The sequence below is a fragment of the Alteromonas aestuariivivens genome (assembly GCF_003367475.1).
Taxonomy (GTDB): Bacteria; Pseudomonadota; Gammaproteobacteria; order Enterobacterales; family Alteromonadaceae; genus Alteromonas; species Alteromonas aestuariivivens.
The window spans coordinates 83,233-106,195 of the sequence record NZ_QRHA01000004.1; the positions used below are offsets into that span (position 1 = coordinate 83,233).

General features: G+C 54.3%; 16 protein-coding genes. 8 read left to right on the forward strand and 8 right to left on the reverse strand.

Annotated features, from left to right (window positions below; translation table 11 throughout):
• Window positions 1-255: 255 nt before the first annotated feature.
• On the reverse strand, window positions 256-1,335 hold the full coding sequence (alr, locus tag DXV75_RS06455) for an alanine racemase (RefSeq protein ID WP_115592582.1): 1,080 nt from the start codon (window positions 1,333-1,335) through the stop codon (window positions 256-258).
• Window positions 1,336-1,468: 133 nt separating this feature from the next.
• On the opposite strand from alr, the gene DXV75_RS06460 reads away from it, so the two are divergent.
• The 5 genes from DXV75_RS06460 to DXV75_RS06480 all read left to right on the forward strand — a co-directional run bounded on the left by DXV75_RS06460 (window position 1,469) and on the right by DXV75_RS06480 (window position 9,401).
• On the forward strand, window positions 1,469-3,049 hold the full coding sequence (locus tag DXV75_RS06460; RefSeq protein WP_115592802.1) for a sodium:solute symporter: 1,581 nt from the start codon (window positions 1,469-1,471) through the stop codon (window positions 3,047-3,049).
• Between the two features lie 13 nt (window positions 3,050-3,062).
• Window positions 3,063-3,995, forward strand: a complete 933-nt coding sequence (gene murQ / locus DXV75_RS06465; RefSeq protein ID WP_115592583.1) for an N-acetylmuramic acid 6-phosphate etherase — start codon at window positions 3,063-3,065, stop codon at window positions 3,993-3,995.
• The gene (locus DXV75_RS06470; RefSeq protein ID WP_115592584.1) at window positions 3,992-5,149 is read left to right on the forward strand and encodes an exo-beta-N-acetylmuramidase NamZ family protein; all 1,158 of its coding nucleotides are present in this window, start codon (window positions 3,992-3,994) and stop codon (window positions 5,147-5,149) included. Before murQ ends, DXV75_RS06470 begins: the two co-directional genes overlap by 4 nt.
• An 84-nt stretch (window positions 5,150-5,233) precedes the next feature.
• Window positions 5,234-8,071 (forward strand): FAD-binding and (Fe-S)-binding domain-containing protein, encoded by a 2,838-nt coding sequence (locus DXV75_RS06475; RefSeq protein WP_181898369.1) that lies wholly within the window; start codon window positions 5,234-5,236, stop codon window positions 8,069-8,071.
• Window positions 8,064-9,401 carry a M14 family zinc carboxypeptidase gene (locus tag DXV75_RS06480; protein ID WP_115592585.1) on the forward strand — a complete coding sequence of 446 codons (1,338 nt, stop codon included), beginning with the start codon at window positions 8,064-8,066 and terminating at the stop codon, window positions 9,399-9,401. Before DXV75_RS06475 ends, DXV75_RS06480 begins: the two co-directional genes overlap by 8 nt.
• Before the next feature lie 73 nt (window positions 9,402-9,474).
• Here the strand turns inward: DXV75_RS06480 and DXV75_RS06485 are convergent, their stop codons facing one another.
• Window positions 9,475-10,491 (reverse strand): mechanosensitive ion channel domain-containing protein, encoded by a 1,017-nt coding sequence (locus tag DXV75_RS06485; RefSeq protein WP_115592586.1) that lies wholly within the window; start codon window positions 10,489-10,491, stop codon window positions 9,475-9,477.
• A gap of 98 nt (window positions 10,492-10,589) precedes the next feature.
• Window positions 10,590-12,386 carry a glycoside hydrolase family 3 protein gene (locus tag DXV75_RS06490; protein WP_181898370.1) on the reverse strand — a complete coding sequence of 599 codons (1,797 nt, stop codon included), beginning with the start codon at window positions 12,384-12,386 and terminating at the stop codon, window positions 10,590-10,592.
• Between the two features lie 169 nt (window positions 12,387-12,555).
• On the opposite strand from DXV75_RS06490, the gene DXV75_RS06495 reads away from it, so the two are divergent.
• The 3 genes from DXV75_RS06495 (at window position 12,556) to ggt (ending at window position 17,985) form a co-directional block, all read left to right on the forward strand.
• Window positions 12,556-14,694: an N-acetylmuramoyl-L-alanine amidase gene (locus DXV75_RS06495; RefSeq protein WP_115592588.1), complete on the forward strand. Its 2,139-nt coding sequence runs from the start codon at window positions 12,556-12,558 to the stop codon at window positions 14,692-14,694.
• Between the two features lie 239 nt (window positions 14,695-14,933).
• The gene (locus tag DXV75_RS06500; RefSeq protein WP_115592589.1) at window positions 14,934-16,307 is read left to right on the forward strand and encodes a Na+/H+ antiporter NhaC family protein; all 1,374 of its coding nucleotides are present in this window, start codon (window positions 14,934-14,936) and stop codon (window positions 16,305-16,307) included.
• Between the two features lie 4 nt (window positions 16,308-16,311).
• A complete protein-coding gene (gene ggt / locus DXV75_RS06505) occupies window positions 16,312-17,985 on the forward strand; it encodes a gamma-glutamyltransferase (protein ID WP_115592590.1) in 1,674 nt (557 codons plus the stop codon).
• Window positions 17,986-18,013: 28 nt separating this feature from the next.
• Here the strand turns inward: ggt and DXV75_RS06510 are convergent, their stop codons facing one another.
• The 5 genes from DXV75_RS06510 to DXV75_RS06530 all read right to left on the reverse strand — a co-directional run bounded on the left by DXV75_RS06510 (window position 18,014) and on the right by DXV75_RS06530 (window position 22,874).
• Entirely contained in the window at window positions 18,014-18,430 is a 417-nt protein-coding gene (locus DXV75_RS06510) for a VOC family protein (protein ID WP_115592591.1), read from the reverse strand.
• A 78-nt stretch (window positions 18,431-18,508) separates the two neighbouring features.
• Window positions 18,509-19,915 (reverse strand): aldehyde dehydrogenase family protein, encoded by a 1,407-nt coding sequence (locus DXV75_RS06515; protein WP_115592804.1) that lies wholly within the window; start codon window positions 19,913-19,915, stop codon window positions 18,509-18,511.
• Between the two features lie 128 nt (window positions 19,916-20,043).
• Complete coding sequence (locus tag DXV75_RS06520; RefSeq protein WP_115592592.1) at window positions 20,044-21,342, reverse strand: adenylosuccinate synthase; 1,299 nt, start codon at window positions 21,340-21,342, stop codon at window positions 20,044-20,046.
• A gap of 166 nt (window positions 21,343-21,508) precedes the next feature.
• Window positions 21,509-21,694, reverse strand: coding sequence for a DUF2065 domain-containing protein (locus tag DXV75_RS06525; RefSeq protein ID WP_115592593.1), 186 nt, complete (start codon window positions 21,692-21,694; stop codon window positions 21,509-21,511).
• A gap of 19 nt (window positions 21,695-21,713) precedes the next feature.
• Window positions 21,714-22,874, reverse strand: coding sequence for an aminotransferase class V-fold PLP-dependent enzyme (locus tag DXV75_RS06530; RefSeq protein WP_115592594.1), 1,161 nt, complete (start codon window positions 22,872-22,874; stop codon window positions 21,714-21,716).
• Window positions 22,875-22,963 lie beyond the last annotated feature (89 nt).

Sequence of the window (22,963 nt, forward strand, 5' to 3'; positions counted from 1 at the left end):
ACAGGACGGGAATACGCCCCCCGATTTACTCTTGGTCTTGAGTAAGTGGTACGCATAAGGTTCCTTGGTTAATTGTTTGAGTAGGATACTTACCCAATCAAGATTATGCTGTTCTACTGTTTGATTGGGCAGAGCCAGTATAAAGGAGTTCTGCCAGCCTTGGCGATAGGACAAAAGCATTTTTTCGTTCAAAATTTCAACACAATGCTAACAATTCGTCGCCAGCCCGCTAAAAATCAGGCCTGACACCAGAGGTCAGACATGCTTAACAATTCGCGGAACCCTCATAGAAAGCCGGGTCAGCAGTTCGTAGGAGATAGTTCCGGCCGCATGGGCCACTTCATCTACCGGAATTGTATTGCCCCATAACTCTACTCTGTCACCGGGATAAACGGGCTCCAGGTCAGTGACATCCACGGTGATCATATCCATCGATACCCGCCCGGCGAGGCTGGCCCGCTGACCATTTACAGCCACCGGAGTGCCATTCGGACAATGGCGAGGATAGCCGTCGGCGTAGCCAATCGCTACGGTAGCGATTCGGCTCGGCCGGGTTGCCCGCCAAGCCTGCCCGTATCCGACTGATTCTCCACTGGCAACGTTTCGCACCGCCATTACCGAGCTGCGCAATGTCATGGCAGGACGAAGCTCAGGGGCTCCGTCTACCGGCTTAACCAGTGGCTCACCACCGTACATTGCAATACCTACCCGGTTCCAGTCACCATGGCTGGCTGGCCAGCCAACCGTTGCCGGCGAGTTTGCCATACTGACAGCAAGCCCGGTTTGCTCACGCAGCAGGCTGAATCGCAGCAGTTGCTCACGGGTAAAGGGGTTATCGGGGTCATCCGCTGAAGCAAAATGCGTGGTCAGTACAGTTTGTGAAGAAAATACCGGAGCGTATTTGTCCAGCATTGGCAGCACCTGCCCTGGCTCAAAACCGAGACGGTGCATTCCGGTATCCACCTTAAGCCACACAACCGGGCGCTGTGACGACGGGCATCTGGCAAGCCAGGCCAGTTGTTGTTCCGTGTGCGCAACCAGTATGCAGTTGTGCTGCGCCGCCAGCTGACATTCCCGATCCTGATGCGGCCCTTCCAGCACCACAATCGGCGCGGTAATCCCGGCCTCACGCAATGCCAGCGCTTCTTCGATTATCGCCACGGCAAACTGGCCGCACTGGCCTCTCAGCAATCGGGCTACATTCACCGCACCATGCCCATAGGCGTCCGCTTTGATAACCGCCATGGTCTTACTGGTTGGAGCCAGCGCGGACAAAGCCTTGTAGTTATCAATAATGGCATCGGCGTGGATGATTGCCTGGGTCTGTCTGCTCAACGTCTACCTGCTTAAGTACTTGTTTGAAAACAAAGTCCCAGTGTACCACGAGAAAAATCGGAGAAAATTCCAACTTCACAATATATTTGCAATAATCTATTCTCAGCTTCACCCATTCAGCCTGATGGACCTTATGCTTAGTCAGTACTCCGGCGCCGATGTCCTGGTATTTTTCCTGTATGCCCTGTTGTTACTGGCCAGCGGCTGGGTACTGAATCAAAAGTCCCGCAGCAGCGACGACTACTTTCTTGGTGCACACCGAATGCCGGTTTGGGTAGTGGCTGTTTCAGTGTTGGCAACCTCTCAGTCTGCCGCCACGTTTCTCGGCGGGCCTGATCAGGGTTACCGCGGCGACCTCACTTACCTGAGCACCAACATTGCGGCCTTTCTCGCAGCGATATTTGTCGCAATTTTTCTGATGCCAAAGTTCTACCAAAACAGGGTTTACACCGTTTACGAACTGGTTGAACAGCGCTTCGGCGCAGCGGCCAAACGTCAGGCCGGGCTGATGTATTTATCGGGGCGGGTATTTGCCAGCGGAGCGCGCCTGTACATGGCAGCCCTCGCCGTTGCCATGATCCTGTTTGGCGACATTCAGGCCAGCAGTGTCATTACCGCTACCATTGTCATCACCCTCACTGGTTTGCTTTACACAGTATACGGTGGCATCCGCACAGTTATATACACTGACGTAATACAGGCCACAGTTTACGTCGTTGCAGCCATCGCGGTTATTGTCGTGCTGCTGCAGGCCATTCCAGTCAGTACCCAGGACATAATTCACGCGCTGCAACAACCCGCCGACGGACAACCTTCCAAATTGCGCCTGCTGAATACCGGGCTGGATTTCAGCAACAGCGGCGTGTTCAGCCTGGCCTCGGTACTGACCGGCTTTGTGTTACTCAATATCGCCGCTTTTGGCCTCGACCAAGATATGACCCAGCGGGTGCTGACCTGCAAGGATGCCCTTTCCGGCAGCCGGGCTATGCTGATGTCAGTGGTCATGCTGATACCGGTTATGCTGCTGTTCTTGGTCATTGGGCTGCTGCTGTATGTGTATTACCAGCGCCCCGACCTGATGAACACCGGTGCTCCCAGTTTTGCCGGCCAGACCGTCACCATATTTATGTATTATGTACTCAACGAGTTACCGCACGGTGTGAAAGGTCTTGTCACCGTTGGCATTCTGGCGGCGTCGCTTTCTACCCTGAATTCCGGGCTCAACGCCATGTCCAGCGTCCTGGTCCAGGACTTATACCGGCCCTGGCGACAGCAACGGGGCCACACTCTCGATGAGCAGCATTACGTTAATGCCGGGCGTCTGGGAATGGTGGCGGTTGCCCTGGCTCTGGGCATAATGGCCTGCCTGTGCTTTTACTGGCAGCAATACACTCAAACACCTCTGCTGCAATTTGCATTAGGGGTAATGGTATTTTCGTACAGCGGCTTGCTGGGCGTGTATTTTACCACCCTGTTCAGTCGTCGCGGCAACGCCACTACCGTACCGCTGGCGCTGGGAACTGGCTTTCTTACTCCACTAATGATGCAGCCGTTCGTCCAGCCACTGTGGTTACCCGAATCATTGCAATTTGAACTGGGTTTTACCTGGCAACTGGTAATTGGCTGTACCGTTTCCACCCTGATTTGCGCAGCAGGCAGCGCCCGGGAAACGGAAGCCTTACCGGCTGCCGACAACAATGTCACTCATATCTAATACAGGTTCGTTCATGCAAAAACACACACCCTCAAACGCGACTCTGCTTAATCAGCTCGATCGCATTATTTCTGAAGGGCGCAACCCGGATACACTGGATATTGACTTACTGCCCACCAGTGAAATTCTAGACAAAATTAACCGCGAAGACGCCAAAGTTGCACAAGCGGTCAAGCAGGAAATTCCGCATATTGCCGAAGCGGTGGAGGCCATTGTTAAAAGCTTTCAGGCTGGCGGACGGCTGGTTTACCAGGGCGCCGGTACCAGCGGGCGGCTTGGCATACTGGATGCGGTAGAATGCCGCCCCACCTTCAGTGTGCCCGATAATATGGTATGCGGCATCATTGCCGGTGGCGAAACTGCCATACAGCACGCAGTAGAAGGCGCGGAGGACAACGAGGCCCAGGGGCGTGCTGATCTTCAGGCAATTGGCTTTAACCGCAATGACACACTGGTCGGCCTCTCAGCAAGTGGCCGCACCCCCTACGTTCTGGGCGGCCTGAAATACGCTGCCGAGTTGGAATGCGCGACGGTTTCGATTACCTGCAACCCGGGCTCTGACCTGCTGACCCATGCCCAGATTGGCATTTGCCCGGTGGTCGGCCCGGAAAGCCTGACCGGTTCCACCCGCATGAAATCCGGCACCGCGCAAAAACTCGTGCTCAATATGCTCAGTACCGCCAGCATGATCAAGATGGGCAAAACCTACCAGAACCTGATGGTAGATGTGAACGCCAGCAATGAGAAACTGCGCGCACGCGCCATTCGCATTGTGATGCAGGCCACCGACTGCGATGAGGCTGCGGCGGCGAGCGCGCTAAAAGCAGCAAACAACCAGGCCAAACTGGCGATCCTAATGATCCTGACCAACAGCAACGCAGAACAGGCAGCCAGCCAGTTGGCGGAGCACCAGGGTTTTCTGCGTAAGGCCGTGCAAGCAAAATGAATGTTCAGCGCCGTTTTTTTCTGCTCACCTGCCTGCTGATTCCTGGCATATGTCAGGCCATGACAACAGCGGCGGAACAAAGCCAGCTCTACCTGCCCAAGCTGCAGAACAAACAGGTAGCACTGGTGGTAAACCAGACCTCGATGGTGGGAAATACCCACCTGGCAGACTACCTGCTGGAAAACGGCATCAAAGTTTCACGGGTGCTGGCGCCGGAACACGGATTCCGCGGCCAGAGCGGTGCCGGCGAACACATTGCGGATGGAAGGGATGACAAAACCGGCCTGCCAATATTGTCCATATACGGCAAAACCCGTAAACCCACCCCAGAGATGCTCGAAGGCATAGATACTCTGGTGTTTGATATTCAGGATGTCGGCGCACGATTTTACACCTACATCAGCAGCCTGCACTACGTCATGGAAGCGGCTGCCGAGCAGGGTGTGGCTGTGATGGTACTGGACCGCCCCAATCCCAATGGCCGCTTTGTGGATGGCCCCGTTCTTCAGCGTTCGTTTCAGTCGTTTGTGGGTATGCACCCCATCCCGGTGCTTCACGGCATGACCGTAGGTGAGCTGGCGCGAATGATAAAAGGCGAAGGCTGGATAAATCAGGCGGGCAAGCTCGGTCTTACCGTGATCCCGGTCAGTGACTACAATAAGTCCCAATCCTACCCTCTGCCGGTAGCTCCCAGCCCGAACCTGCCCAATGCCACGGCAGTAAGGCTATACCCGTCATTGTGTTTTTTTGAGGCTACCACCGTCAGTGTCGGGCGCGGAACCGACTGGCCATTTCAGGTTATCGGCCACGACAGGGTTCCTTTGGGCACCTTTGAATTTACTCCGCAAAGCCGCCCGCAAAGCGCCCCTCAACCCAAACTGCAGGGCAAAACCCTGATGGGCCAGGACTTAAGGTTTGCCCATATTGAAGGCCTTGACTTAACCCTGTTCATGGAAACCTACCAGCGGTTTGCACAACGGGGTGAAACCTTCTTTTCCAGCCCGGATTTTATGGACAAGCTGAGCGGCACCGATGAACTGCGCAAAGCCATCGAGGCAGGTAAAAGCGCCGAAGAAATTCGCGCCAGCTGGCAGCCCGCCCTGAACGAATTCAAGCGCCTGCGCCAACCCTATCTGCTCTATCCGGGGAGCTGAGCATTGCACAGAACAGATACAAAGCCATTGCCAGGCCCAACAAAATCCCCTTAAATAACCCTAACCTTTTCAAGGAGCGCCAATGTGACCGCAGACAGCCAGCCGCCAGCACACAGGGATCAATCTAACTGGGCGGAGTTTCGCAACAGGCTGCCTGATGTGATCCCCGATGAACGTATCATCAGCGATATCAGCCGGCGGGTGGCGTTTAGTACCGATGCCAGTTTTTACACCAAAATCCCCAGGCTGGTGGTGCAGGTTGCCAACACTGAAGAAATGCAGCAACTGCTGCAACTGGTTAGCCATCATGGTATTGCGGTTACCTTTCGGGCAGCGGGCACCAGCCTTTCCGGTCAGGCAATCAGTGATTCGGTACTGATAATGCTGACTCGTGACTGGCAGCAGACCCGAGTTCTGGAGGACGGCAGGCGCATTACCCTGCAACCTGGCGTTATTGGCGCTGCGGCCAATCAGGCACTGCGCCCATTTCAACGCAAAATCGGGCCGGACCCAGCCTCAATCAATACCTGCAAAATCGGCGGCATTGCGGCCAACAATGCTTCCGGCATGTGTTGCGGCGTGAAAAACAACAGCTATCACACCCTTGACGAAATTCAGTTTGTGCTCAGCGACGGCACCTGTGTGGATACCGGCAATGCGGCCAGTGTCGGGCGTTTCCGCACCAGTCATGCCACATTACTGAAAGGCCTGTCGGAACTGGCCATGGTAGTGCGCAATAACCCTGCACTTTCATCACGTATCGAACACCAGTACCGGCTTAAAAACACCTTGGGCTATGGCATCAATGCGCTGCTCGATTTCGATGATCCTGTCGACATTCTGAGCCACCTGCTGATCGGTTCAGAAGGCACACTGGCCTTTATCGCCAGCATCACCTACCGCACGGTTGCCATACCGGCTGCCAGCGCAACCGGGCTGTATCTGTTTGGTGATATTCGCCAGGCCTGTGAACAAATCCCGGCCCTGCGGCAACACAACGTCAGCGCGGTGGAACTGATGGATACCCGGGCACTGCGTTCGGTCGCCAATTTGCTGGCCCCCTTCTGCGACGCACCGGTTAAGGATGGCGAGGTGGCGCTGCTTATTGAAGTAGGTGCCGGTGACGAAGCCACACTGAATGCCCGCCTGGCGCACATAAACCGTGAACTTGAGGGCAGCGCGGCAAAACCCATGTGCCCCTTTACCCCAGAGCCGCAACGCTGTGCAGAGCTGTGGAAAATTCGTAAAGGCCTTTTTCCGGCAGTGGGTGCTGTGCGACAAACCGGTACCACGGTAATCATTGAAGATGTTGCCTTTCCGCTGGAGTATCTGGCCGATGGTCTGAATGGGCTGGAGCGCCTTTTCCGCCAGCATGGTTACGACGAAGCGATCATTTTCGGCCATGCCCTCGACGGCAATGTGCATTTTGTGTTCACCCAGGGTTTTGAAACTGCCGGGGACATCGAACGCTATCAGCACTTCATGCAGGATGTGGCACAACTTGTGACGGAGCAGTTTCAGGGCACCCTGAAAGCAGAGCACGGTACCGGCCGCAATATGGCTCCGTTTTTAGCCCTTCAGTGGGGCGAAGATGGTGCGGGAATAATGCGGCGCATCAAAAACCTGCTGGACCCGGCGGGCGTGCTCAACCCTGGGGTTATCATTAACGATGACCCGAAAGCCCACCTCAAAGATCTCAAATCCCTGCCCAGCGTCGACCCGATTGTAGATAAATGCATAGAGTGCGGATTTTGCGAACCCCAGTGCCCTTCATTGCACTACACCTTGTCTCCCCGTCAGCGCATTGCGCTTCAGCGCCGCAGGGCCACATTAGCGGTGGAAGAACGGGTGCAGATCGACCGGGATTTCCAATTTCTGGGCGTGGATTCCTGTGCCGCTACCGGCTTGTGTGCAACCACCTGTCCGGTGGGCATCAACACCGGCAACTGGATCACTGAACTGCGCACCCGCGCAGCCAGTCATGCATGGGTAGCTAACTATACCCGAAGCCATCTGAGCAGCCTGTTGGCTGCGGGCAGAGCAGGCCTGAGTACTGCCCGCCAGCTGGCCCGATGGCTGGGCCCAGACAGGCTGTCTGATTTCAGCAGGCAGGCGAACAGACTGACCGGAGGGTTGATTCCGGTGTGGTACGACGCCCTGCCGGATGGTGCCGACACCCATTACCAAACCAGCGCGGGCTTTAGCCAAAAGGTGGTTTACTTTATTACCTGCCCTAACCGGGTGTTTGGCAGTTCCGGTGGCGAAGAGGCTCTGCCGGATGTGGTTGTCCGGCTGCTCAACAAAGCCGGGTTTGAAGTTCTTGTTCCCAAACGCAGCGAGGGCCAGTGCTGCGGGCAACCCTGGCAAAGCAAAGGTTACCCGGACCACAGCAGGCAAGCCAAAGAGGGCCTCACAGAGTTATTGCAACGGTTCAGTGAAAACGGCAAATGGCCGGTAATTGTGGACGCCAGCCCCTGCGCCCGGCAATTGCAGGATAATGAAAAGCTAAAACTGTTTGAAATCACTGAATTTTTACTTACCCAGGCAGTACCGAGGCTAAAAATCACGCCTAGCGACGAAGCCATTATGCTGCACATTACCTGCAGCAGTACCCACATGGACAATGGGCTGGCATTAAGAACATTAGCGCACCTATGTTCTGAAAATGTCACTGAGGCTGAGAACATCACCTGTTGCGGTTTTGCCGGCGATAAAGGCTTCACGCACCCCGAATTGAACGCTGCTGCGCTGGCCTCACTTCCTGCCGCCATTCCACAAGGATGCCAGCGCGGCGTGAGCAACAGCCGAACCTGTGAGTTGGGCCTTAGCCACCACAGCGGGATCCCATACGCGCATATCCTTTATTTGCTGGATGAAGTCAGTCGTCCTTTGAGCCCCTCAGAGAGTGAGCAGCATGAATAAACCCGTTTATACCCCGGCAACGTTGGCCGCCGGAAATTTTAAAAAATACCACTGGCCGGAACTAAACCGACTCCACCTGACATTCGGTGATATCGAACCTGTGTTAAACACGCTGGCTCGGTCAGGGGAAATTGATTGCCAACTGCTGGGGCATTCCTATGCAGGGGTGCCAATCCAACGCCTGAGCATAGGGCGGGGGCCACGAAACATCCTGGCCTGGACCCAGATGCACGGCGACGAAGCCACCGCCACCGCCGCTGTGCTCGACTGGCTACACTGGCTTAACTCAGGCGCAGACACCGGTCTTCCTGCAGACTGGAAGCAACGGGTATCGATTCACATTATTCCCATGCTTAACCCCGACGGCGCCGCTCAATGCACACGGCATAATGCCCAGGGCATCGACATCAACCGCGATGCTCTTGGATTACAAACCCCGGAAGGAGCAATTTTGATGTCGCAGGCCCAATTACTGGAACCGGAAGTGGCGTTCAACCTGCACGATCAGAATGCCTATTACAGTGTCGGAGAAACCGCCCACCCCAGTACAATAGCCTTTCTGGCCCCGGCATTTAACACCGAAAAACAGGTTGATGACGCGCGCTACCGGGCCAAACAGCTGATTGCCTGCATGCAGGAGGCCATCCGTCACTGGCTGCCAAACGAAGTCGCCCGCTACGACGACACCTACTCAAAGCGTTGTTTTGGTGACAATATTGCGGCCTTGTCTATAAGCACCATTCTGATTGAAAGTGGCGCTGGTTGGGATGACCCTCACCGCCAGACGGCGAGAAAAATGAATGTAGTGGCCCTGCACAGTGCGCTGGCGGCGTTGCTTGACGGCAGTTATCGAAACTACACGCCGAAAGATTATTACCATATCCCGGAAAACCGTGAAGATGGCTTTTGCGATCTTAAAATCGAAGCCCTGACGGTTCCCGGCCGCCACCTTTTTGTGGCCGATATGGCCATCAATATTGATCGCCACAGCGGCGAAGCCCGCATAGCTGCAATTGGCGATTTGTGCGTCATGCAGGGGTTTAAAACACTACGCCAACCTGCTCTTCAACTATGCCCCCGCAAAGGCTTCGCCATTACCGGGCCAATGACGCTCGATGACTCAGAGTACCTGCAACTTATGCGTGAAGGGGTGGGTTATTTTTACGGTGATGCAAACGAGCTTAATATCCAGACCACGCTGCCGGTGCTGGTTGTTTCTGCCCCTTTGCCTGAACTGCCGATGCCCGGAGATCAGGCCTGTTTGCTGCTTTCTAAGCCAGATTCAGCACCGCATCTGGCAATACTGAACGGCCAACCGGTAGAGTTCTGACACCGCGTTCAACCGTCCTGTCAGCTTTGTTAGCCTTAGGAGGCCCGCCATCGTTTTCGGACTGCTGCTGGCTCTACACCAGCTCAGCCAAACGGATTTTTAGCTGCTCCCTGCGGCTTTTGAGGCTTTCCTTAAGTTCACCTTCTGCGGTTTTAAGTTGCTCCTCAAGCTCGGCCAGGCTGTTCTCCAGCTGCTGGCGCTTGCTTTCCTGCTGTTCTGCCTCCTGGGCCTTGTCAAACACAATAGCATCTGGGTCGCCTTCCTCTGCGCTATCTGAGGTAACTACCTTATGACGCGGGATCATCTGTACCCCTGGCTGCTGCGCTCGCTGATTCATAAAGGACGGCGAAACGATTTCGATGCCCGCCTGATGCAGATGATCCAGCACCGCTTTATGCAAGCGGGATCGGGCACCGAGCATACTTTTCACATCTTTCAGCAGGCCGGCAACGCGGTATGAAACGGAAAAATCGCCCAACTGCGTGATTTGCACGAAAGGCTCTTCCAGCTCAATCGATTCCGCTGCTTTAATCAGTTCAGCTTCAATATCACCGTGAAAAATTTCGTAACCCAGGCTCAGCTCCACCGAAATGATCGCCCCGGAAGAGCGCACCACCGTCACCGGCGAAGTGATCAGCGTATTGTTGGCAAATGCGATCAGTTCCCGCTTTTCGGTTTGTACTTCGGTATCCAGAATGCCCATTTCTGTTACCCGCCCGGCATGATCATGCACCCGGATAAAATCGCCAATCCGAAAGGGCCTGTTGATGCGAAGTACAATACCGGCCATCAGGTTCGACATGATGCTGGTGGAGGAGAAAGCTATCATTCCTGACAGCACTACCCCAATCAGGGCAATGATCTGGTTACGGGTTTCCACACTGACCGGCAGAAACAGCACAAACGTCACCAGGCCGACAATGCACAAAACCACAATACCCACCTGACGTGGCATTTTCTGGTCGCCGGTGAGCGCGGTTTGTCTGCCGATCAGCAGGTAGTAACACAGGTAAACAACACCGACGATCGCCGCCAGCGCCACCAGTGCCGGAATGATTGTGGTGATTAACACCACGCCCTCACTTTTCATGTGAGCCCCTGAATTTAAAGCGAAGTGTTTAAACTATAGCCAAATTCAGACTTTGCAAAAGCGACTTTCAGGGAAATTCAGCGCAGAAAAAAACGGGGTTAATCCGTCATTCTGACGCTCACTGGCAGGCTGCCAGATACCGGAGCCAGCCCCAGCATCCCCAATACCAGAGCATCGAACACCGCCCCCTGCATCTGCCCTTCGCGCTCATCCACGTTATAGCCGTAGGTGGTCAGCGCGGCATCTGCACTGTTAGTGAACTGACTGGCTACGTAGGGTGCCCGCAGGGCAACCAGAATAACGGGCACATGTTTACTGCGGGCGGCCTGCATGGCATTTTGCATCCACTGGTACTGGGCTGTTTTGTTCGCCCTGGGCTTCAATGTATTCAGATCGTCCATACCCCCCATTTCCACCACACTGTGTTGCGGTGAAATATCGCCAATGATCAGGGCATCCGCTTTTGCCCACTGAACCCAGGGTTTATCGGCAGGAATGGTAGCCAGGCTCAGGCAGGATACGGTCAATTTGCGGTTCGCCTTGTTCGCACTGTATTCAAACGCCTCGCAGCGGGCCTGATCTGGCATAACCGCCTGCCAGTGGCCGGAGGCTTCCAGCGGCAACACACCAGAATCGTAAATCAGCGTCAGGGCATCCCGGGCCAACTCGCGTTCCAGCTGCTGATTGGCAGTGTCGGGCAAGGCGCCCCGAGCCTGGTGGATTCGTTTGCTGAGCGGCTCAGCAAGAAAAGTCCCCACAGAATATCCCTCTTTCAGCTTCGCAATTCGCCGGGCGGATGCCATCATTGCCTTTTCTGACAGCTCACCCTTCACTACCGCCTGCTGAAGTGTTGAGCGCAATTTCCAGAACCCCTTGATATCGCTGGCATTGCGAATTCGGTAAGGCATCAGAGCGATGTCTGCTCCGGCGTTAAAGGTTTGTACCACCGCACCGGCGGGATCGAAATAATGGGCGATGCCCGCCATATCCAGTGCATCGGTGACAATGACGCCTTGGTAGCCCATTTGCTGGCGCAGCAATCCGGTCAGAATGGCCTTCGACATAGTCGCGGGCAGGATGGTCTTTTCGCCATTGAGGGCTGTGAAGGTTTGATTGTCCAGTTGAGGGTACTGAATATGGGCGGTCATGATCATGCCCGGCGCTGCCTCCTGAGCAATAATGTGCCGAAACGGGGCCAGATCGACCTGCTCTATGACGCTTTTGCTGTGCTCCACCCTGGGCAGGCCAGTGTGGCTGTCAATGTGGGTATCGCCGTGCCCGGGAAAGTGCTTGAGTGCACTGATTATTTGCTGGCTTTGCATTCCGGCTACCGCAGCAGCGCCGAGTTCGGCAACCCATTTGGGGTCCTCACCGTAGCTGCGCACATTAATGACAGGATTGTCGGGGTTTACATTTACATCTACCGTAGGGGCAAAATTTACATTAAAGCCCAGGCGTTTGATCGCCCTGCCCAGCCCAACTCCGACGCGGCTGGCGTATTGGGTGCCATGTTCAGGGTAAGTTGCCCCAATTGCCATATTGCCGACAAAACGGGTGGCAATACTGGCATCCAGCCGCGCCACACGCCCGCCTTCCTGATCGATGGCAATAAACAGCGGCGGCAACCCGTGCCGGGCCATTAAGGCCTGTAGCTGGTAGTTCAGCGTGACAATCTGCTCAATACTGTGCAAGTTTTCAGAAAACAGGATCACACCACCGATTTTTCCGCTCACCAGAATATCGGCTATTTCAGGCGTCAGCCCTTTCACCGGTTGCCGACACTGTTCGCTGGCCGTACTGTCATAGCAGAAATAACGAAAATCCAGCATCAGCTTCTGGCCCAAAGCCAGGTCGATATCCTCAGCAGCATCAACAGCGACGGCCTGGTTTGCCATACTGAAAGCTACTGCACACACAAGGCCCCACAGAACCGTTCGACGAATACCCAACATAACAACCCGAATTTGGAGGAATCACAATGCCCGCCATCCTACCCCAGGGTAGAAATAAAATAAATTTTACTGCCTCCAACGCCGCTTTCAGCGCCACCAACAGCAGCAAGCTATGGTAACTTTGGGCTTTTGTCGCCAGAATACAGGTCATCGCCACAAACAACCCGGGGTTACTTTGTTTTCCGTTTACTGGCAGCAGGGAAGAAAATCACAATTCAGGCAATTAGTGTACTCAACCGGGGCATTGCTGATGTTCGGCTGTGCGACCGTTAAACAGCTGCCTTCGGAAAACCACGATAAGCGAATCCGCTCGCTGGTCATTCATTTCACCGCCATTGATTATGCGCAAAGTGTGCAGGCCCTGGTTGGTAAGGACGGGCTCAGCTCACATTATCTGTTGCCGGAATCCCGCGATCCCAGTTATCCCCACTCCAACCTGACCCCCTTGCAACTGGTGCAGGAAGAAGACAGAGCCTGGCATGCCGGCAAGAGTTACTGGCAAGGGCGCACCAACCTGAATGACAGTTCAATCGGCATTGAACTGGTGAATGTACCAGACTGCCAGCCGGAACTACTGGCAGCGCCACAGGGCCCGGAATACAGCAGCCCCTCGTGCGTGTTTCCCGCCTACGATGGGGACCAAATCGGGCAGCTTATCGAACTCGCCAGCGACATACTGGCCCGCAATCCGGATATTCACCCTACCGCCGTGGTTGGGCATTCGGACATTGCTTTTAACCGAAAACGCGACCCCGGCCCCCGTTTTCCCTGGTATCAGCTTTATCAGGCGGGCATTGGCGCCTGGTATGACGATGGAACCCTGGCCCGCTATCGCCAGTTGTTCAGCGAGCAACGCCCGTCTGTCTACCTGTTTCAGAAGGCACTGCGTTCCTATGGCTATGGCGTCAATGAAAGCGGTGTCCTGGACAAGCAAACCAAGAACGCCTTGAGTGCGTTTCAACTGCATTTTTTGCCTGCCGGAGTGACCGGCCTACCCGACAGCGAAACGGCCGCCATCCTGTTTGCACTGCTGGACAGATATTTTCCTGACCAGTTGGCAGAATGTGTTAATGATTTTGAACAACAGGTAGAGCTCATAAGCACACAACAACCGCCCGATAAACGAGGCCAACTGGACCAAACTCTCATCGGCCAAACACCCGACAGCACCAACCAGCCTTATCTTCGACAGACTTTCAAAGCTTACGCCGGAGCGGGTTGGATTTCCCTAGCAGCCTCCCAGGATTCCTTTGCAGACATTCGCATAAACGGTCAGAAGATTAACATTGCCCAGCCACTGGAAGCTGGCCGGAACTATACGTATTCGCTGGCCAGACGCACCCGTAACGGCCTCAACACCCTCTCCCTGGAAAACTTGCAACCGGACAACGTCAGTCTGGACGTGCGCATTCCTTATCCAGTACTCACAGGCGGCCACGCCGAAACCACAATTGAAGATGATAAAGTGGATAAACTCATCCAGCAGCGCATTGCCGCTGGTTTACCGGAAGCCGTGCTGCTGGTTTTCAAAGACGGTAAAATTATTAAACACACAACTTACGGAACTGCCCGCAAATCGGCCTCCACCAGTCAGACATCAATACCTCCAGAATCGCCGAAGTCAGGCCACTCCCGTGGATTGCTGGCAATGTTCACACAGCGAATGACCGGCCTGACAGCGAACGAGTACTGCGAAAACCTGCAATACGCGCCGTTGGGGCTTGATTCCCATGGCGCCGCTGCGCAAGTTGCTGCCTTTGATGTCAGTGACGACTTCAATAATTCGCTTTGTTACGGTAAAAATTTACCTTTTAGCGCGCCTGACTTGACGTTGGCAGAGGATAAGAGTGCCACGCTGCATTCCGACGCGCTGGAACTGGCAACCCTGTTGCAATCGCTGCTAAACGGTGGCGGATACAATGATCGCAGATTGATAGGCACTGACACGGTGCAAGGGTTGCTGTCTCCGGGCAGCAAACAAGGTGGGAGCGCATCAGGCTTGCAACAGGCAAACAAGCTGCGCCACTACTTTGGCCCCTATGCCAGTAACTCTGCGTATGGCGTTGCCGGGCAGCCCGGGCTAATTGCACTGGTCGAACCCGAACTCGAGATGGGCATCGTTTTTCTGACCCGTGAACCCAATACATCCGACTACACCGACGAACCTGCCAGTACGCAAGCTTCAGCGGAGCCTGAGTTCTTTGCCGAAGTGGTAAGCCTGATTTACGAATCGGGGCTCAACGCTCCATAAGTCAGTGAAGATTTAACGGCGGTTTTCCGACAAAGCGAAACAGGCGCTAGGAATTACTGAGTAAACTGGGTAGTCTTATGTTGATTCCATTTGCCACCAATGCAGAGGCTTGTGGAATGTAAATTCTGTTTTTGGGTGGCACAAGCCCACCCATTTGAGTTTTTAGTTGTAAACCCACTGCGCAGCAAGGTTCAATCAACGCCCCAACAACAATCACAATAAGGTAATGGGAATTCTGTATGGACTGGGTGTCAATTCTCCCCCCGCTGGTAGCGATCATTGTCGTTTTCTGGAAGAAAGAAGTCATTATGGCGTTACTGCTGGCAGTATTGTGCGCAGAAGCGCTGATCCTGATTAACGCCGGCGGAGCTGTGGCGCTTTCCCCCATCACATCGGTGGAGCGAGTAATAGAAGTCGCGTCCAGCCCGGGCAACACCCGCATCCTGCTGTTTTCAGTACTGGTCGGGGCGCTGCTGGCCTACATCCGTGACTCCGGCGGCGTGACCGCTACCGTTGACTGGCTGACCCGCAAAGGCGTAGCCAAAAATCGCCGTCAGGTGGGCGGACTGACCATGTTTACCGGCATAGCGGTTTTCATCGAATCCAACCTGAGTGTGCTGACCGCGGGTATTTTCGCCCGGGGCCTGTTTGACAAATTCGGTATGAGCCGTGCGCGCCTGGCCTATATCATCGACAGCACCAGTGCGCCAGTGTGCATCCTTATCCTGCTAAACGGCTGGGGAGCCTTTATACTGGGGCTGCTCGACACTTACGAACTGGAGACCTCATCTGCAAGCATTCTTTGGGGCTCGGTACCATTAAACTTTTACGCGCTCTTTACCCTCGCCATCGTCGCGTACACCATTGTCAAAGACAAAGTTCACGGCCCAATGGCGAAAGAGGATGAGCAGGTTGCTCACTCTGACACCCCGCTGACCACCGAACCAGCCACCAAAGCCCGCTTTATGCTGGTTCCGCTGCTGACCATGGTTATCAGCATGGTCGGCTTTATGCTGTGGACCGGCAATGGCGTGCTGGCCGAAGGCAGCGGCAGTAAATCGGTGTTGTACGCAACCATTCTGGCCACTTCGGTGGCGTATTTCCTGTTGCTTTTCCACCGCCGGTTTAACCACCATGAAGCGGTTGCCATCGGTTTCAAAGGCATGGGTGAATTGCTCCCACTGGTAACCATTGTGTTGCTGTCGCTGACTCTGGGAAGCAGCCTGAAAGTGTTGGGTACCGGCGTATTTGTTGCCGGCATTGTGGGTGAGTATCTGCCGCTGTTCCTTATTGTGCCGATGCTGTTTATCGCCGGTGCCATCATGTCGTTCACTACCGGAACTTCCTGGGGTACCTTCGCAATTCTGATACCCATTGGCGTACCGCTGATTCAGGCTCTGGGGCTACCGCCCAGCCTGGTGATTGCCGCGATACTGGGCGGGGGCGTATTTGGTGACCACTGTTCGCCCATTTCCGATACCTCTGCCGTATCCTCCATTGCTGCCGGTTGTGATCTGCTTACCCACGTGCGCACCCAGTTGCCCTACGCGCTGGTTGCCGGTGGTATGACCCTTGTCGCTTATGTAATAGCAAGCCTGGTAATGATTGGATAACCCTATGCGAAGTATCTTTATAGCAGTACTGATATTGGTTTGTACCGGCTGTGCCCGCCAAATCGAAACCGTAACCATACCCTCTGCGGGCCAACAGGCGGTTGCCATGCCCGATACCTTCAGTGCCGACGCGGCCATGGCGGTGCTGGCCGAAGGTGGCAACGCTGTTGACGCCGCGATCACTGCCCAGTTTGTGCTGGCGGTTACCTATCCAGAGGCGGGCAACATAGGCGGTGGCGGCTTTATGACCCTATCCATCAACGGACAGGCAGATTTTCTCGACTACCGAGAAATGGCCCCTGGCGCCGCTCACCGGGATATGTATCTCGATGAACAGGGTCATGTTCACCCCTATGAATCCTTATTCGGCGCCAAAGCTTCAGGCGTTCCCGGCACTGTGGCGGGAATGTGGGAAGCACACCAGAAGTACGGCAGCCTGCCATGGTCACGGCTGGTCCAGCCCGCCGTAGACCTTGCTGAACAGGGCTTTGTAGTGCCTGAGCACCTTGCAGGCCGGATTTCCCGCTACCTGGCGCGGGTACAAAAGCAGGGGCTATTTTCCAATTTTGGCGATTACTTTGCCCACGCAACCGCAAACTCCGTGTTCTCACAGCCAGAACTGGCCGAAACCCTCAAGCGCATACGCGACCAAGGCAGGAACGGCTTTTATGACGGTGAAACAGCCCGCATCATTAGCAGTTATATGCAACAAAACGGGGGGTTGATTACCGCACAGGATCTGGCCAGCTATGAAGCCAAGTGGCGTACGCCCATTACTCACACTTGGCGCGGGTATACGGTTATTACCGCGCCGCCACCCAGTTCCGGCGGTGTGGCTGTGGTGCAGTGGCTGGGCATGATGGAACCCTGGTTGGAGTCGTTACCCGAGCACAACAGCAGTCAGTACATCCATCTGTTATCGGAAGTGGGCAAACGGGTATTTGCCGACCGCGCGGAATACCTGGGTGATCCCGATTTTGTTGAAGTACCGGTTCAGGCACTGACAGAGCCTGCCTATCTGGCGAAGCGCTCCAGCGAAGTCAACCCGGATGCCATTTCGGTAACCGAAGACATCGCTCCAGGTTTATATGAAAGCGAAGACACCACCCATTTCTCAATTGTTGATCGCTGGGGCAACGCAGTCGCCAACACCACCACCATCAACCTCAGCTTTGGTGCAGGTGTAGTGGTTAGTGGTGCGGGCTTTTTGCTGAATGACGAAATGGACGATTTCAGTGCCAAAGCGGGTGTGCCAAACTTCTTCGGCGCCATCGGCGGCACCGCCAATGAGATACAGCCCTTCAAGCGCATGCTGTCTTCCATGACACCCACCATTGTTTTGAAAGGCCGTGACGTGGCACTGGTAACCGGTTCTCCGGGCGGAACAACCATTATCTCGTCCGTAACCCAGTCGGTGCTGAATACCCTGGTATACGACATGACTGCCCAAGCTGCTGCGGATGCCCCAAGAGTCCACCATCAGTTATGGCCCAAAGACACCATTCGCCACCATTCGGGGCTGGACGCCAGCACACTGGAAGAACTGGAGAGACTGGGTTACACCCTCGACAACCGCAGTTTTGGTGACCTGCACCTTATTACAGCGACGGTGGACGGAATGGATGCCGCTTCCCAGTCCAGCGGGCGGGGCAAAGCCATCGTTAATCCAGCGCAGTAGTCACAGGGGGCTGCACCCGGCTGAGTGCTCAGCAGGCGAACAACTGTTCCAGATCGGCAAACGCTTTAAATTCCAGTGCGTTACCAGCAGGGTCACGGAAAAACAGCGTGGCCTGTTCGCCAGGCTGACCTTTAAACCGTATGTACGGTTCTATAATAAACTCAATGCTGGCAGCCTGAAGCTTATCTGCCAGTAGCTGCCAGTCCTGCATACTCAACACCACACCAAAATGCGGAACAGGCACGGCGTGACTGTCAACACTGTTGTGCCGGGGGGAGGAAGGCATTTCATCCACCAGATGGGTCACCATCTGGTGTCCGTAAAAGTTCCAGTCGATCCAGCGGTCGCTGCTGCGGCCCTGCTCACAGCCCAATAAATCTCCATAAAAGGCCCTGGCCTGTTGCAGATTATCCACAGGGATAGCAAGGTGAAATGGTTGTGGCATGAAATACTCCAATAACGACGATAATACACTGCCGGGCCTTTCAGCCCACTGGCCAGCCAGGCCCGGCTTTAAAAAAGACTAAATGAGCTTTTTCAGCAACTTGAGTTTCAGCTTGCTGAAGGGGGCATACCGGATGGGAACGTCCAGCCAGAAGCTGCGCTTCATCACCGACTTGAAATGACTGAAAGTCGCAAACCCGGACTCGCCATGATACTGCCCCATTCCGCTGCAACCCACTCCGCCAAACGGCAACGACGGGTTGGTCATGAACATCAGGGTGTCGTTAATGCAGACACTTCCGGCACTGGTCTGTGCCAGCACCTTTTGCTCAAACGCCTTATTATTGGTGAACAGATACATCGCCAGCGGCTTGGCCCTCAAGTTAACAAATTCGACGGCCTGTTCCAGCGTATCGACGGTGATCAACGGCAATATGGGGCCGAAAATTTCTTCCTGCATCAACGCAGAATCCAGTGGAGGGTCAACAACCAGAGTGGGTGCCAGCTTGCGTGCAGCCTCGTCAACTTCACCCCCTATAACTGAGTCAAGGTCGCTCAGGTAACCCACCAGGCGTTGCAAATGTCGCGGGTTGACGATGCTGCCATAATCACTGTTGGATAACGGTTGCTCACCATACTGGGCCTTGAGTTCAGCTCTCAGAGCCTCAATCAGGCTGTCAGCATACTGCCGGGTAACCAGCACATAATCCGGGGCAATACAGGTTTGGCCGGCATTCAGCCATTTTCCCCACACTATGCGCCGGGCAGTTGCACGAATATCAGCGTTACCATCCACGATGCAGGGGCTCTTGCCCCCCAATTCCAGTGTCACCGGTGTCAGATGCTCCGCTGCAGAGCGCATCACTATGCGACCGACCTGTTCACCGCCAGTGTAAAAAATATGATCCCAGGCCAGCGACAGTAAATCGGTTGTCTGTTCCTTGCCTCCTTCAACCACTGCCACCGCAGACGTGTCCATATAGCGATGGATCAGCCGGGCAATCAATGCAGAAGTGTGAGGAGACAGTTCTGAAGGCTTAAGTACCGCACAGTTGCCTGCCGCCAGGGCGGCAATAAAAGGGGCAATGACTAATTGAAAAGGATAGTTCCAGGCCCCGATGATAAGCACTGTACCCAGGGGTTCGGGCAAACGGAAGCTGGTTGCTGGTTGCGCTACCAGCGGCGTGGACACCTTTCTTGGCTTCATCCAGCCGGATAAGTGCTTCAGGGTATGTTTGATGTCTGCCAGTATGTAGCCAATTTCCGTGCTCCAGGCTTCGGATTCGGACTTACCCAAGTCGGCCTGCAACGCCCCTTGAATTTCCTGCTGGTTGTCTTCGACTAATCGCTTCAGCGCCAATAACTGCGCTCGTCGCCAGTCAAGTGGGCGTGTTTTCCCGGTTGAAAAACTGTTTTTCAGTGCGCTGACCAATTCACTGAAGGGCTTGACTGCATCAGCAGCCTGCATTGCGGGTTGAGAAGACATACGCCCCCGAAGCATTCGTAATAATCAGATGCCCACTATACCAGATCCGGTGACATTAAAAACAAAACAGCCTGCGCAAAAGGCAGGCTGTGAGCAGTGTGTTATTTGTCTGTGGACAAACTGTGTACTTAAGCGTCGTAAGGGTGGCGCATCACAATGGTTTCATTACGGTCCGGCCCGGTAGAAATGATGTCTACCGGCACACCGGTCAGCACTTCCAGCCGGCTGATATAGTTCTTCGCCGCTTTAGGCAGCTTATCGTATTCAGTAATACCAAAGGTGGTTTCAGTCCAGCCCGGCATTTCTTCGTATACAGGAGTCACCAAATCGTAACCGTCGGCTGCCATTGGCGGTACATCTTTGATGTTACCCTCGGCATCCTTGTAACCCACGCAAATCTGCAGGGTTTCCAGGCCGTCAAGTACGTCCAGTTTGGTCAGGCAGAAACCAGTGATAGAATTAATTTGTACGGCACGTTTCATGGCCACGGCGTCAAACCAGCCGGTACGGCGTTTACGCCCGGTGGTTGCACCAAACTCGTGCCCTTTAACGCCAAGATGCTCGCCTACATCGCAGTCGAGTTCAGTCGGGAACGGACCAGAACCCACACGGGTGGTATAGGCCTTAACAATACCCAGTACATAGTCCAGCTTCAGCGGGCCAAAACCGGCACCCGTCGCCACACCACCAACGGTAGTGTTTGAAGAAGTAACATACGGGTAGGTGCCGTGATCAATATCAAGCAATGTGCCCTGGGCGCCTTCGAACATAATGGGCAGGCCAGCTTTGTGGGCTTTATCCAGTTCATCGGTCACATCGACAACCATTGCCTTGAGAATGTCTGCCACAGCCATGGCCTGTTCAAGGGTCTGGTCAAAATCAACCGGCTGTTCACCATAGTACTCGGTGAGCATAAAGTTATGGATGGCCAGCACTTCTTTCAGTTTGGCAGCGAAGTCTTCCTGGTTGAACAGGTCACCCACCCGCAGACCGCGACGGGATACCTTATCTTCGTAAGCCGGACCGATACCGCGGCCGGTAGTCCCTATGGCCTTGCTACCGCGAGCTTTCTCGCGCGCCACATCCAGGGCCACGTGGTAGGGCAGAATGAGTGGGCAGGCTTCACTGATTTTAAGGCGCTCACGCACCGGCACACCGCGCTCTTCCAGCATGGTGATTTCTTTCATCAGCGCTTCCGGGCTCAACACCACACCATTACCAATGATGCAGGTAACGTTGTCACGTAAAATACCGGACGGAATCAAATGAAGAACGGTTTTTTCACCGTCAATTACCAGTGTATGACCTGCGTTGTGCCCACCCTGATAGCGCACTACGTATTTTGCCCGATCAGTCAGAAGGTCAACGACCTTACCTTTACCCTCGTCACCCCACTGGGTGCCGAGTACCACCACATTCTTTGCCATGAATCATTTGTCTCAGAAAATTAGGCGTGGATTCTATCAAAAATCGCCATGGATGATCATCACTTTTATGAGCAAAAATGCAGCAATGCGGGAAAAAATCATCCAAGTTATGGAAAATAAACGCCCGACATTATTTGATGAGGTGTTCACATCCCGGCGGCAATATTCAGTGCAGCAAATAAAAAAGGCTCACCGACCCGACAACGACCAGAATCCCTCCTACCTGCCGCAACTGATTGGAGGGCTGCTGGCTGACCTGCAGCATATATAAACGCCAGCGATTGGGCATTAACAGTGGCCCGAGACCTTCTACAATGCAGACAATTGCCAGAGTAGGCCAAAACCATTCCATACTGAACCTCCGATAAAGGTTATGTTTGAGACAGGCAATCCAGTTGAATACTGTCGGCTTGATGATACAGAGAGAAGCCAAAACGAAGACGATTGCCCCTGAAGTCAGTCAGTATCCCATGAGTTCGCAATTTGCCTGCCAAATCGGCAGTTACTTCGGCATCAGGCAGGTTAAACGTCAGAAAATGTCCGCGCTGACGGGGATCCTGAACCAGCAGGTTTGAATGATTTAACAGTGGGTGGCTATAGCCTTCCAGCCTTTCCAGAAAGGCATTTTGTACCTGGCGCACGTGATGATCAATGTCAGCCACCGTAATCCGGTGGGTGGCAAACAATTCAAACACTGCACGCATACGGTACAGCGCGCTGAAGTCCATGGTAGCTCCGGCAAACCGCATGCCATCCTGACTGTACTGGACATGACCGGCCCTGGGCTTGTCCAGTGCACCAAACTCGGCAAACCAACCGGTATACAACGGCCGCAAGTCACAACCTTTGGGCACATGGGCAAAACATGCTCCTTCACCTGCCTGTGCGTATTTATAGCCACCAGCCAGGTAGAAAACCCGGTCCTGCAACTGTGACAAATCGGTAGGTATCGCCATAAACCCGTGATACCCGTCAATCACAACAATGGTGTCTGTGTGGGCTGCAGCATCGACAATTCGTTGCAGGTCTCGAACAACAAAGCCTGAGTTAAAAAACACCTGACTGATGAACAATACATCTACTGCCTGTTGGGCGAGTTGGTCAATCATCCGTTGGCTGAAGTTATCAAACGGCTGTGTCGGCACAGTGATCAGATTGACGTTATCCCACTCCGCCATGCGGCTTGCCTGCCGGTGAAAGCTGTGGAACTCACTGTCAGTAGCAACGATATTGACGAGTTTTCGCCAGTCCAGACAACTGAGTATGCGAAATAGGAGCTCATGAGTATTGGGTGCAAATACGATTTGCTGTGGGCAAGCGGTATTCAGCACCGAACTGATGGATTGCTGTAACTCAGGGATGAGCGTAGCAAAAAAATACTGCCATTTATCGTCAACCAAGCGGGCGGTGTCATCCCAGTACTGAAGCATGGCCTGGCGGGTAACATCCGGCCAGTAGTAGTGACTGTGGCAAGAAAAGTGCTGTTTACCTTCATTGGCAGCAAGAAAACGTGAATAGAATTGTTGATACATGAGTCTGCTGTGTCAGGGTAAAAACCCAACGGTAACAAAAAAGCCCTGTGGTCCACAGGGCTCTGAATAACTCGGGTTAAACGGGTTGA